We start from the raw sequence: 14,005 nt of genomic DNA, 5'->3' as shown, positions 1-14,005 counted from the left end.
GTTTGAGCATTTTACAAAGCTGCAAAGTCACCAAACAAACTTTTTGAGCATTTTGCAAGGCTGCAAAATCACCAAACAAACTTTTTGAGCATTTTGCAAAGTTGTATAAGCCCCGTTCAAAATGTTTCGGAGTCCCGCACAAAAAAAGCCGCCAAAAGGCAGCCTTTTCAACGGAATACTACAACTATAACTAGTTAACTAGTATCTCATCACAAAATAACCAGGACGGATACCCGGCTCCAGGTTGTCCGGCTGGTATCGCACCAAAATTTTTAATATTCACCTTAATAAAACGCGCCTCGGAGCTCAAACCAGTCACTCCTTTCTCCACTACAAAAACATTGTTTAAGAGTTCAGTTTTGCCAGATAGGTTGGCTTTGATGGGCTCAAAGGCTTTACCATCGTCTGACAGGGCCACAGCGACCTGCTCCGGCGCGTACACCCATGAGCCTCTTTTATCGAGGAACCGCATTTTTATTTCCTGAATTGGCGTATTGTCCGAAAGCTCTATGAGCACTTCCACATCCTTGCCGTTAAACCCCAGAAAGGCTTCATAATCGGATGCCCACAGCGGCGTGAAGTGCTTGACATTCCCATCACACAAATACTCAATGGGTGCATCGTAAGGTTTATCAGGCCCTTGCTCTAAAGTAATTTTTGCACCTTTTGCCTTATTACTCATGGTAATAAAACGTTCGCCCATCTCCTGCTCAATAGAGGGTACTTCATACTGATCGCGCAGTTCGTTCAGGCGAGTCTTCAGCTCATCCGTAATAGCTGTATAGCCGTCCTCTCCATAGAGGTTATTCATTTCTTTTGGGTCATTCTGCAGGTCATACAACTCCCACTCATCACAATCGTAATAAAAATGAATCAGCTTGTAGCGGCCATCGGAAACGCCATAATGCCGCTTAACTGCGTGAATGCCCGGATATTCGAAGTAATGGTAGTACACAGCATCGCGCCATTCATCGATGGATTGCTCCAGCACCGGACGCATGGACATGCCCTGCATTTCATCGGGTGCTTGTACGCCGGCATAATCCAGAAAGGTCTGCGCAAAATCAAGATTCTGTACCAGTTTATCACTCACCCATCCCTTTTGAACAGCCTTTGGATAACGGATTAACAGAGGCGTGCTAAGCGACTCCTCATACATAAAGCGCTTATCAAACCAACCATGTTCTCCCAGGTAAAATCCCTGGTCAGAGGTATACACCACAATGGTGTTCTCAGCCAGTCCATTTTGGTCGAGGTAATCCAGAATTTTGCCAACACCATCATCCACCGACTCAATGGTTGACAGGTAGTCTTGCATGTAACGCTTGTACTTCCACAAAGCGCGTTCCTTCCCCTGTAGTTTGGCCTCATGAAAGGCTTCATTCTTATCACGATAGGCGTTGTGCCACATGGCTTTCTGTTCATCGCTCATTCGCTGATACCAGTCGCCCCAGCCATCGCCAATAACCTCATCGGTACCGGGCTTAGTCAGTTTCAGGTCATAGCCCTCAAACATGATTTTATCAATCTCCATTTCCTGTTCCCGGGCGGCTCTTCCCCGCGTATGATAATCATCAAAGAAGTTATCCGGCACCGGTATTTCGGTGGAATCAAAATGATTGAGGTAATCGGGTGACGGCATCCAGTTCCGGTGAGGTGCTTTATGCTGCACCATCAGGCAAAACGGTTGGTCCTGCCCCTTAATGGCCTCCAGCCACTCCAATGATTTTTCGGTGATAATGTCGGTCACATAACCAGGCACACGAATTAGTCCATCTGGTGTTCGGAAGTCAGGATTGTAATACTCGCCCTGACCCGGCAACACCATCCATTGATCAAAACCTGTTGGTTCACTCTTTAAATGCCACTTTCCAACAATAGCGGTATGGTAGCCTCCCTCCTTTAACAACTTTGGAAAAGTGGGCTGTTCCCCATTAAAGGTCACCTCATTGTTTATCAATCCGTTTTTATGGCTGTGCTTCCCCGTTAGTATAACCGCTCGGGAAGGCGCACAGATGGAGTTGGTAACTGTGGCATTGGTAAAACGAACCCCTTCCGTAGCCAATCGGTCGATATTAGGCGTATGGTTCAGCCCGTGCCCATAGGCACTGATAGCCTGTTCCGCATGATCATCGGAGATGATGAAAATGATGTTGGGCTGCTCTGTTTTAGAGGGCGAGCAAGCAAAAGTCAGCAGCATAGCAACAACTAACAGCAGCTGATTGAAAGTATTTTTCATCTGTTCAAATTTATTTTTCAATGGTCAAATGGAACTCCCAAATAAATTTGTTCATCCGCCTGTGTATCAATCTGGATAATCAAATTTGCATGGTCGTTTCATGCTTGTTATTTTAATAACCTTAAATTCTACGTCGAACTCAAATAATTGGGCATTGAAAGCGGTGACACACCCTAAGCAAATCCCCTCTTCACCTTTCGCACTTCACCGGGGGGAAGCCGGTGGGTGCAGAAAAGAACTGTTAGAAGGTGATTAGTTGCTTAGGGCCTCCGCGTCAATGCGACCAAGAGGACGTACTTCTTGTCCTTCCATATTCTGGAGTCGGTCGCCCAATTCATATCTTGCCTGTTCAGCAATGGCCTGCAGTTGAGCCACCACATCCGGATGCTGATCAATAACATTATGCGCCTCCTCAATATCCGATTTTAGATTGTATAATTCCAGCCCGCATGGCATCTGCTTGGTCCATCCCGGATAGCCGTCTTTACCCGGAGGATGCTGACGGTAGGAACGGTACTCATGCGGAAAATATAATTTCCAGTCACCCTTTTTTACGGCATGCAACTCTCCGCCATAATAGCACCAAAATTCGTCGCGTGGCGTAACCTGCTCACCTTTCAACAAGGCCGTGATATCTACCCCGTCAATTTTATTGGCCGGTAGCTGTGCTCCCGTTACCGCCGCTATGGTTGGCAATAAATCCATGGTGGTTGCGATTTTATCGCTTACCTGACGAGCCGGTATTTGTTGCGGCCAGTGCATGATGCATGGCACCCGGTGTCCTCCTTCCCACATGGAACCTTTCCCTTCGCGCAAAGGGGCTGCGGAGCCGGCATGGTTACCAAAACACAACCACGGGCCATTATCGCTGGCAAACACCACCAATGTGTTTTCATCAATTCCTTCCTCTTTGAGGGCTTGCATCACCTGACCAACCGACCAGTCAATTTCCATCATGACATCTCCATAAAGCCCCTGCTCGCTTTTCCCTTTAAATTTTTCGGAAACGGCCAAGGGTGCATGTGGCATTGAATGCGCCAGGTACAGAAAAAACGGTTTTGTTTTGTTACGCTTTATAAAGTCGACTGCCTTTTGAGTATATAGTGTCGTTATTTGAGCCTGCTGTTCGAGCGTATGGATCTCCTCCACTATTTGATTGCCTTCCAGAATGGGTAACGGCGGATATTTCAGTTTCCAGGGTTTAGAAACCGAATCCTTTTCGTGCACCGAAACGCCATCATAATCAACAGGCCACATATCATTAGAATAGGGAATGCCATAGTACTCATCAAACCCTTGCTGAAGCGGTAAAAAAGCTTCATTACGGCCCAGGTGCCACTTACCTACCATGCCAGTGGCATAGCCCTGCTGTTTCAGCATATCGGCAATGGTTACCTCTTGAGGATTAAGCCCCACCAATGTATCCCAAGGCATGTAGGCGCCACGTACGCTGATCCGTTCATTGTAACAACCGGTCAGCAAGGCCGATCGGGAGGCACTGCAAACGGCTGTGCTCACATGGAAATTGGTAAAACGAATACCATCTTCGGCCAGCTTATCCAAATGGGGGGTCTCAAAATCGGTAGCGCCATAGCATGAGAGGTCGTTGTAGCCTTGATCATCGGTAAAAATAATCACGACATTTGGTTGCTTCTGTTGATGACAACCCGTGAGGCTCGCTGCAAAAAGAACGAGCCAGACTAAAATAAAATTCCTGGAGTTTAAATTCATAAAACTATTTCTTGTGATTGACGATAACTACAAAGTTAAGGCGTCCATCACCAGACTACGTTTTATGTTAGTTCAGAAAAGGTCAGTTATGTTCAAAGTACACAACTACAAAGCTTCCGAGCGAACACAGCACACTCAGGGCGACAACCTCATTAGTGTCCCCGGCTTATCTGCAGTAATAAGTCTTCTATGGTCCGCATCTCGTGTCTGCTGCCATCAGTCTGGTGCAGAATATAGGCCTTATTGGCGCCGCTGTCCACTTCTATTTTGGGGTAGTTCCCCTCATCTTTGGTGGTTAAATAGCCGGTTCGGTTGAGGGCATGACTCAGCCATTTATACTCCACTCCTTTGCCAATCACCCGGATGGTTTTCATTTGCTCCCGTTCCACCTTAAACGAGCCACTTTCGTTATCAAACAGAATGCCTTCCTTTTCAAAAAAGCGACGAAACCCGTTGGCAAGCACCAAATCTTCGGGAATACCCGCTTCGAGGGCACGTCCCTGAGCCAATAGCCAAATCTTATCGGCCAGCTGCAAGGCTAAATCCAGGTCATGCGTTGATAAAAGGATGCCTCTGTTTTTTTCGCGAGCCAGCTTTTTTAGTAGCTGAACGATTTCGATTTTACTGGGCAAATCTAAAAATGCGGTTGGTTCATCCAGAATAATTAGGGGTGTGTCCTGAACCAAAGCTTTTGCTATCATGGCTTTTTGTCGCTCCCCATCGCTCATGCACATCAATTGGCGGTTGGCAAAGCCTGATAAGCCAACATCTTCAATGGCCTTTAAAACCAACTGCTTATCCTCCTTGCTTAGCACCCCAAAAAAATCGGTATAAGGTGTGCGCCCCAGTGCCACCAGGTCGAAAACAGTCATGTTGCTGATATGCAATTTCTCGGTCAGCACCACCGATACCTCTTTAGCCAGCTGACTCCGTTTAATGCTGCTCAGGTCAATGCCATTAATGGCAATACGTCCTTTAATTTGAGGGATAAAACCACTTAAGGTTTTTATGAGTGTCGATTTACCGGCACCATTGGGTCCCAGCAAACAGGCAAACTCCCCGCGATGCAACTGCACGTTTATGTGCTGATGCAGCACCGTCTCTTTATCGCTGTTGCCCTTGTAGCCAACAGCTAAATCATGCGATTGTAAAAGCACATTACTATCCATTGGCGTTCATCTTTCGTCGTTTAATAATCACTGATATCACAATAGGGGCACCGATAAGACCCGTCACCACATTAATTGGCAGGGCGCCGTCAAAGCCGGGTAGCCGGGCTATAAAGTTACAAAACAGTGCCAATACAGCACCAGCCAGTATCACTGCCGGCAGCAGCACCTTTTGATCACTGGTGCGAAACAGGCCTTTCGTCAAATGCGGAACAGCCAGCCCCAAAAAAGCAATGGGCCCGCAAAACGCGGTGATGGCTGCGGTTAATAAGCCGGTGCACAACAAAATAGCTAAACGGGTATTCTTGATGTTAATGCCCAAATTCTCCGCATAGTTCTCGCCTAACAACAGAACATTTAGTGGTTTAACGAGCAGAAGGCTCATTACTAAGCCAAAAATGACCACCGGAATAAGAATTAATAAATGCTCCCAGCTCACATTGGCAAAACTGCCTAAGCCCCAGATAACGTAAGCATGTACATCCTCTTTGGGGCTGTAAAATTTCATCACGCCAATGATGGCCGAAGCGGCATAGCCTACCATAATGCCAACAATAAGCAGAATGGTATTATCGCGCAAGGCACGGGCAAAAAATACGATGAGCAAAAGAATTAGAAAGGCCCCTAAGAAAGCAGCTCCTACCACGGTCAGGTGTCCAAACAAACCATAACCGCTAATGGTGACTCCCAAAATATTTCCTGCAAACAATACCACCAGCGCTACACCAAGTCCTGCACCACTGCTGATGCCCAGAATAGATGGTCCGGCCAAGGGGTTTCGAAACAGGGTTTGCATCTGTAAGCCTCCCACCGCCAATCCGGCTCCTGCTAAAATGGCGGTTATGGTTTGTGGTAAACGCGATTTCAGGATGATGGATGCGTAGGCCGTACGAGAGGCCTCTTCCCCCAGTATAATGCGCACAATATCTTCGAGCGGAATAGATACGGAACCAAAACCAATGTTTATTAAAAAGAATAGCACCAACGAAATAACCAACAATGCAAATCCCAAAAACCACTTTATTCGTTGCTCTTCCATAATTATTCTTTACTTATCAATTGAAAATAGGCCGGCTGATACTTTGGTGAAAATGCAGGATGAACAGCGTGTACCAAGTCCTTAAGGACGATGTGCGGTTGCAATAATCCTTTCTCAAAGTACTGAGATTGTGAGGAATTGGTTACTATTATTTTTTTGTTTTTATAAGCCGAAAAATCTGTATAGCGGTTGTCAATTCGGGCTATCTCGGTGTAAGTTACATCGGTGGGATGGTTAATAATCAATACCCAGTAATCAGTATCTTCGGCTTTCTCGATAATGGTTTCATAGTCGAGAGATAAAGAGCCGGTCCCCTTTGTTTCACGATAGATATAGTTACAGCCCGCATCCTTGAAAAAGTTAGCCATGTAACTCTCTCCCGCTGGCGTGTGCCATATGCCCTGATAAATATGACCTGTAAAGATGGATGGCTTTTCATTTAGCTGCGCCACTTTTTCTTTCACATCCAGATAAGCTGTTTCTATATCAGCAAACAAGCGCTTGGCTTTATTGCCCTTACCCAAGAGTTCTCCCACAAAAACCAGCCACTCGGCACGGCCCAATGGTGTGTGTTCGAGGTAATCGGCATTGGTAATTACCGGAACTCCTGCAGCTTTGACAGCATTAAAGTGATTGTCCTTAAACGGGGAAACCATCATAAAGTCAGGTTCCATATTCACCATCACCTCCACATCGGGCGCCACAGCCAGGCCTACGTCCTTAATAGTACCTTCGGCAATGCCTTGTTGAATATAGGCATCGGCAATGTACTGAGGCTCCGCCACCCCTTTGATCGTCTGCTTCATTTCGAGGCTATTGGCATAATTCACCATGGTTGACGACAAGGCGATCCATTTATTAACCGGCTGCACCAGTACCAGATCGTTCGCCTTTTTCACTGCCTCCAGCTTTGTGGTATCAGAAACCAGAACAAGCGTTTCAGACTTGCTGCTATCCCCCCATGGATCATTCATAACTATTTGCGAATAACCATCGAAATAATTAATAGTAAAGCCCTTGGCGTGCCTGGGTGTATAAGTACTGTCGGGCTGTACATTTGAAGATTGATTGCTACGGTTTGATGGCCGGTTTTGACACGCCATCAGTAAAACACTTGCAAATACGAATGAAGTTATAAGTCTAATCATCTCTTTTTCTCCGAAAGATCTATGAATAAAATGCATAATCAGACAGGTTTTCCGGCTCTCTTTCTTTGTCTCCCCTTCCCGATTCTAATGAACAGTGGTTATCGAAACAAAGTTCCTGCAACAGGCACAGACTACGGCTGCGGGAACAGCTCAGGCGTTTAACCTGATTCCCTTTCTGTATTATACTGCAAAAGTAATGTTTTATGCCGACAAGTGTTAAGCTTTGGATGTTAAATACTCTCAAAGCTGCTTCACTCGGCAGAGCTTTGTTAAGCCTGAATTGTGCTATATTCCCGGTTATACCTCAACATCTGCTCAATAAAACCCTCTTTATAGGATACCTTTACATCCACTATTTGCCCGGAGGCATCCGTAACCGGCTCCAGCTTTGGGTTGATAAAACCGGCATATGGAGCTACATTAAGTTGCCCATAACGCACAAGGACTTCCTGATGGATGTCGGGGTTCACCTTAACGCCATAGCTTTCGACCAGTTGGCGAGCGGCCTCATAATCGCCCTGCGATTTGATGCGCTGCACCTCCTTGAGTAAGGCTCCAAATAACTGACGCAACTGCTCGTAGTCGTTAATTTTGTAATAGGTTTTATTTTCGCGGGTAACCTTCTCTATCACACCGCTGGCACTTCCTTGTTCGAAAACCCAGCTGGCAATTAACTGGCGGTTGCGCATGTGGGTTTGCTCAATATTGGCGCCTTCACTAATTCGGGCCAGCTGAACCATTAAACCATTCCGTATGTAAGAATTGTACTGCGCTTTAGCCACATCCATGTGCGGCACTAAATTAAGTTCCAGCATTTTAGGATCCGCCATAAAGTAAAGACCAAATAAATCGGCTCTGGCTTCTTCAATTACCGAACTGTAAGCCTTTAAATCATCGGAGCGAACACCCTGCTCCAGCCTGCCCGAGCCATGGCCCACACATTCGTGCAGATGCGTATGGAGGTGATCGGCCAGCGCTCCATACTTTTTATGCAAACTCAGCTCCTCAGGGGTGCAGGCAAACTCTTCAATTACACCTGATGTTAATGAAGCCATCTCATAGGCCTCACTGATGTTGTTTAAGGACACAGACTTTGATCCATGAACTTCCCTCATCCATTCCGCATTTGGCAGGTTAATGCCGAGTGGCGAAGCCGGGTAGCAATCGCCTCCCAACATAATGGCGTTTATGACCTTCATGCTTACACCAGTAACTTTCGCTTTGCGATGTTCTTCCATTACTGGCGAATGATCTTCGAACCACTGCGCATTAGCACTGATAACCGATGCCTTATCGGTTTCAGGTTGATCAATAATATTAACCAGACTCTCCCAGGTTGCTTTAAAGCCCAAAGGGTCACCATACACTTCTATAAACCCGTTGATGAAGTCAACTTGTCCCTCCTGCTCCTTTAGCCATTCAATGCTATAGGCATCAAACATGCTAAGATCGCCTGATTGATAATATTCGCACAGGTGATGAATGACTATTTTTTGTTGCGCATTTTCACATACCCCGGCGGCCTGTTGCAACCAATACACAATTTGCTGCAAGGCTTGTGAGTACATACCTCCAATGCACCATTTTTCCTCTTTAAGCTCACCATCCTGCTTTACTAAACGCGAATTGAGTCCGTATGAAACAGGCTGCTTATCTTCCTTATCAATCTGTTGGCTGTAAAACTGCTCTGCCTCTTTCTGAGTGACCTCTTTATAGAAATTATTGGCCGAAGCAACTACAATGTCCTGATGTTCGTCCTGACAGACCCGCTTAGCCATGTACTGCTCATTAAAAAGCAGCATTTCCATACGCTCAAAAAGGGCCTCGCAGGAGTTACAATTCAGCTGCTTTAGCTGCTCCTCAGAAAGGTTTTGTATCCAGGCTTTGAGCTTTTGAGCGGTGAACGAAGGCTTTAGCTTTGTGGTACTGTAATGGTGATGCAAGCCGTTTGAAAACAAAACACGCTTGTAAAACACGGTTAAATCCTCATAGGCAGCATCGGCCGGATCCACTGTCTGATATAGGGTATCTAAGCATTTTCTGAGCCACAAATTGTATTCATTATTCTGATCCCAAATAATATCGCGCCCTGCCAGCGCCGCTTGTGAGAGGTAATAGATATACTGTTTTTGCTTAAGTGGCAGCTGTTCAAAACCCGGGATTCTGTATCGTAATATGCGCAGGTCGGCAAATTGCTCCACCTGATATTGAAAATCATTCATGCTAATGTTTTGTTAATTGTGGTTATCAAGCCTTATTTCTTGGGGTTACGCAGGTCAATGTCTTTTTTCAACACCCAAACTCCTTTGTTGAATTTAAATGCATTGTAAGAAAAATCGGGTCCGTAATACTGGGAAACACCTGCAAACATCGGGTCCGCTGGGGCCAGGTTATCAAACACAATGAGCTTTTCATTGGCGTCATAACGAAGCATCATGGTGGTTTTGGCCGAATACTCAAAGATAACCCTGTTACGAGAAAAACGATCGATTTTAAAAACTGGTGCCCCAAAACGAGCCCGCCCGCTTTGGATGGTTAGAACATCTAACACCCTGGTTTTTATGAATTCATCGTGGCCTTTATAGCCAATTAAGGTGTAAAATGTTTTATCATCACTTTTTGTTTCAACTAAATCGAGGTAAAGCGCCCCGTACCATTTTTTGTTTGAAAGAACTGCACGTTCCGGCGAACGGATTTTTTCAGACGCATCGGTCAACGGTAACACATTAATGTCGTCCTCCTTAACGATAACAGCCCCATAAAATTCCTGCTTAAAATTGTCTTTGGGGATGTTGTAGGTACATACTTTAACCTTTCCATCATCTGAATGAAGCGTTCTCATCCTCTTCAACTGCGCAAAATCGTTCTGAAAGAAGTTTTTATCAGACCAGAGGCGCTGAAGTCGTCTTTGGAGAACCTGATTGACAGAATCCTTACGTGCATCATCTGTTTGCTGCAGCAGTTCTTCAAACAAACATTTGGTGATGATATCTTCTGCATTAACCAGTACCTTCTTTCCATATTTGATTAGAACGCCATAAATATCCTCCCCTTGGTTGGTAAATTCCAAAGAAAGCACGTTATTCCCTTTATTAGCAGGCACATTGACTTCATCACTAAACGACCAGGTGGTATTACGATAGTTCACCAACCACTCTAATTGATAAACACCATTGTAAGTAGTTGCTCCGAAAGCCGCCACCACAATCTTGTTATCAGTCGACTTTGATACATGCAAATTATCGGTATGTCGGATCAGCTCGTTAAGTTCTGCATCTGATTTCCAAACAGCCTGTAATTGGCTGTTCAACTCCTGCAGAACAAATCGCTTATTGTTCGGATCCAATATTGTTTCTGAAGCATTTAGCTTTTCGGCCCATTGGCTCAGGTTTTGCGAGAACAACGTAGTTGAACACAGTAACAGCGCTATTAATAGATACCCTTTGCTTCTCATCTGACTTTTTTATAATTCCCACAAATTTAAAAATAATTGAGTAGAACCAGGGCACAAAAAAAGACAGCCTTGCGACTGCCTTTTTAAATACTTTGTATTGGTGATTAGTCCCAGCTCAGCAGTACTTTTCCACAATTACCCTCTTCCATAACATCAAAGCCTTTTTGGAAATCGTTGATGCTGTATCGATGAGTAATAATTGCTGTCAGATCAAGTCCTGACATCAGCATTTGCTCCATTTTATACCACGTTTCGTACATCTCACGTCCGTAAATACCTTTAAGCGTGAGCCCTTTAAAAATAATCCGGTTCCAATCTACTTGTGTTGATGAAGGCAGAATACCGAGCATCGATATTTTTCCGGAATTATACATGTGTTCGACCAGTTGATTGAACGCGGCCGGCGCTCCAGAGCACTCCAGACCAATATCGAAGCCAATCATACCCAAATCATCCATCACCTCGCGCAAGTTTTCAGTAATTGGATTAACTACGCGCGTAGCTCCCATTTTTCGTGCCAGCTCAGCGCGAAACTCATTGGTTTCGGTGGCCACCACATAGCGTGCACCTGCAAATTTGGCGACTGCAACAGCCATGCTACCAATCAGGCCGGAGCCGGTAATCAACACATCTTCTCCTATCAAAGGAAAAGATAAAGCGGTATGCGTTGCATTTCCAAAAGGGTCCATTATTGCCAAAACCTCATCGGGTATTGATGCATTTATCTTCATCACATTACTCGCCGGCACCTTTACATACTCAGCAAATGATCCATCAATATTTACCCCAATACCTACTGTTCTTTCGCAGATATGCTGACGTCCACGGCGACAGTTACGACAATGACCACAGGCGATATGCCCCTCTCCGGTAACGCGATCTCCTTCTTTAAACTCTTTGACCTCACTCCCCAGTTTGGCAACATGACCGACATATTCATGTCCAATCGTCATACCCACCGGAATCGTGTTTTGCGCCCACTCATCCCACTTATAGATGTGCAGGTCTGTTCCACAAATGGCCGACTTTGAAACCTTGATTAACACATCATTAGGCCCAATCTCCGGGATCTTCACTTCTTCCAACCAAATACCCTTTTCGGCTTTTGATTTTACAAGTGCTTTCATCGTTGTCATTGTCTTATTTTTTAGTTGTAATTATGTTCCTAATCTATTCTTATTCTAAATAACAAATGTGCAAAAGCTATTTGAATTGCACCTATGACTAATGTCATTTCCGAAAAATAAATAAAGGCTGGCAAAAGTGCCAGCCCCTTTTTAAGAATTCATAAAACAATGCATCTATTTCTGTGCCCACCAAAGTGGTGTTAACACGGCATCGTCGCCGTTCAGGAAGCCAACTGCCTGTTCATAGCCTTCGGGGTTGCTATTTTGCAAACTGGAAGGATATTTAACACGCTGTGGAAAGAAAGAAACCTGATTAGTCATGTAATTGGACGCATTGAGATCCGGTAAATTCAATATTGGCTTATCAACCGCCGGATTTTCAAAAAATGGTAAACCTAACCTGCGATGATCGTTCCAGGCCTCCAGCGGTAAGTATGGATTTTGAGCAATGTACTTTTGAGTAATAATTTTAGTAAGGTGATCATTGCTTACGGTTCCATCCTTATACAGATAATTTTTCGGATAATTAAAGTCAACTGTTCCAGCCTCGCCTGTATATCCATCAACATAATTCATTACTACCGGACCCACAGGTTCAACAGTGTGATCCCAACTTACTGATGTTCCAACACGATTATAGGCTTCGGAAACCAGATAAGCATCCAGAAACGACTGTACTCCCCAATAAACGAAATTAGACTCAATTCCCTTTTCATAGGCCTCTTTTCCACTCATAGGCACTGTCCATCCCCTTACAGCCGCTTCGGCTACCAAGAAATAGGTCTCCCACGGAGCAAAGAAAATGCGTCCGTCATTAGCCTGACGAAAGCGCTGGCTTAGACGAGGATTTGTGCCCGGATAAGTAGCCACCTGATTACGTTCGGCCTTTACCCCCCAATCGCCAAGCGGGGCAGCATTCCAGGTGTAAGTGGCATCAATTTCAACAACCACCTCACCAGCATCATCTACCAGGTTACGCGTCACAGTTGTTGCCTGGTTATTCCATGACGGATAGAAACAGAAATTAGGATTATCAAAGTCACCAGGAACGATGAAGCAATGATAGGCCCTTGGATCAATCGTTTCGTGCAAGCCATCGTACCAAAATCCGGTTGACGGATCATTGGTCATAGAAGTTAGATGATCGGTATACCTAACGCCCATATAATCACCTGGCTTAATTTGATCATGTAAATAATCTTCCAGCACATCTTCTGACATAATTCCGCCTAATCCGATGTATAAATTGTTTAGTGTTGCAGACAAGGGCTGACTGTTCCATTCCCGGCTCATAACAGCTGTTAAATCGCTCCAACCACCTTCTTCAGCCACTTTAAATATATCATCAGTTTCGATGAGAATATCTCCTGAAACTGCATCTTCAAACTCTGCTTTTGCTTTTGCGGGATCTACTTCAGACAAACGCATAGCTAAACGCATGCGCATCGAATTGGCATATTTCTTCCATTTTAAGAGGTCAAAGCCATAGGCCTTATCATAGTTAGCAAGGTCCTGAGGTACTTTGGCGTCTTCAGATAAATCGATTTCAGCTGCAGCCTGCTTAAGCTCATCAATCATAAAGTAATAAGCAGTTTCTAGATCGCTAAACTCAGGATTCTTTCCACTAAACCCATCAATGGACATGGGACCAAATGTATCAGCAAACTCGCTTAACAAATAAACACGCCAGATACGGGCCACTTGTTTCAGATTATTTGTATAAGGAAGCGCTACACCTTGCTCTATCTTCTCATCTGCAATGCTAACAGCTAAATAGGATCCTTTCAACCAGCTCGAAAGAGAACTGTAATAGTCATTACTCCATCCATCTACATAGCTACCGGTGGCCAAAGCACCATTGCCCCGCCACTGACGAGCTGCAATTTTCCAATACAACACAAAGGCCCGTTCGGCTACGTGTGGGTTTTGCTGTGCTCCTACAATAGCGGCATTAATTATGTATTCGACCTGCACCTGTTCTGAGCTGGCAGCTTTTGGGTCAACATTTATTTCTTCAAAATCGGAGCAGCCCGCCAATGCTAAACATCCGGTTAGCACGAAGGCTAAGTATAGTTTTATTATATTTTTCATCATCTTA

9 protein-coding genes and 1 riboswitch are annotated in these 14,005 nt (G+C 44.9%); all 9 genes read right to left on the bottom strand.

What is annotated here, in order from left to right:
* Positions 1-190: 190 nt before the first annotated feature.
* The 9 genes from ACSX1H_RS08945 to ACSX1H_RS08905 all read right to left on the bottom strand — a co-directional run bounded on the left by ACSX1H_RS08945 (position 191) and on the right by ACSX1H_RS08905 (position 14,001).
* On the bottom strand, positions 191-2,239 hold the full coding sequence (locus tag ACSX1H_RS08945) for a sulfatase family protein (RefSeq protein WP_439183510.1): 2,049 nt from the start codon (positions 2,237-2,239) through the stop codon (positions 191-193).
* Positions 2,240-2,491: 252 nt separating this feature from the next.
* Entirely contained in the window at positions 2,492-3,970 is a 1,479-nt protein-coding gene (locus ACSX1H_RS08940) for a sulfatase family protein (protein ID WP_439183509.1), read from the bottom strand.
* A 152-nt stretch (positions 3,971-4,122) separates the two neighbouring features.
* The gene (locus tag ACSX1H_RS08935) at positions 4,123-5,139 is read right to left on the bottom strand and encodes an ABC transporter ATP-binding protein (protein WP_439183508.1); all 1,017 of its coding nucleotides are present in this window, start codon (positions 5,137-5,139) and stop codon (positions 4,123-4,125) included.
* The gene (locus tag ACSX1H_RS08930; protein WP_439183507.1) at positions 5,132-6,178 is read right to left on the bottom strand and encodes an iron chelate uptake ABC transporter family permease subunit; all 1,047 of its coding nucleotides are present in this window, start codon (positions 6,176-6,178) and stop codon (positions 5,132-5,134) included. Before ACSX1H_RS08930 ends, ACSX1H_RS08935 begins: the two co-directional genes overlap by 8 nt.
* A gap of 2 nt (positions 6,179-6,180) precedes the next feature.
* The gene (locus tag ACSX1H_RS08925) at positions 6,181-7,326 is read right to left on the bottom strand and encodes an ABC transporter substrate-binding protein (RefSeq protein ID WP_439183506.1); all 1,146 of its coding nucleotides are present in this window, start codon (positions 7,324-7,326) and stop codon (positions 6,181-6,183) included.
* 24 nt (positions 7,327-7,350) lie between these two features.
* A riboswitch (cobalamin riboswitch) is annotated at positions 7,351-7,545 on the bottom strand.
* A 50-nt stretch (positions 7,546-7,595) separates the two neighbouring features.
* Positions 7,596-9,548 carry a dipeptidyl-peptidase 3 family protein gene (locus ACSX1H_RS08920; protein WP_439183505.1) on the bottom strand — a complete coding sequence of 651 codons (1,953 nt, stop codon included), beginning with the start codon at positions 9,546-9,548 and terminating at the stop codon, positions 7,596-7,598.
* A gap of 32 nt (positions 9,549-9,580) precedes the next feature.
* Positions 9,581-10,780, bottom strand: a complete 1,200-nt coding sequence (locus ACSX1H_RS08915) for a hypothetical protein (RefSeq protein WP_439183504.1) — start codon at positions 10,778-10,780, stop codon at positions 9,581-9,583.
* 104 nt (positions 10,781-10,884) lie between these two features.
* Positions 10,885-11,916 (bottom strand): L-threonine 3-dehydrogenase, encoded by a 1,032-nt coding sequence (gene tdh / locus ACSX1H_RS08910; protein WP_439183503.1) that lies wholly within the window; start codon positions 11,914-11,916, stop codon positions 10,885-10,887.
* 165 nt (positions 11,917-12,081) lie between these two features.
* Positions 12,082-14,001 (bottom strand): SusD/RagB family nutrient-binding outer membrane lipoprotein, encoded by a 1,920-nt coding sequence (locus ACSX1H_RS08905; protein ID WP_439183502.1) that lies wholly within the window; start codon positions 13,999-14,001, stop codon positions 12,082-12,084.
* Positions 14,002-14,005: the final 4 nt, after the last annotated feature.

The organism is Carboxylicivirga taeanensis (genome assembly GCF_051851475.1).
Lineage (GTDB): Bacteria > Bacteroidota > Bacteroidia > Bacteroidales > Marinilabiliaceae > Carboxylicivirga > Carboxylicivirga taeanensis.
This window is presented reverse-complemented; position numbering and strand designations above follow the sequence as displayed.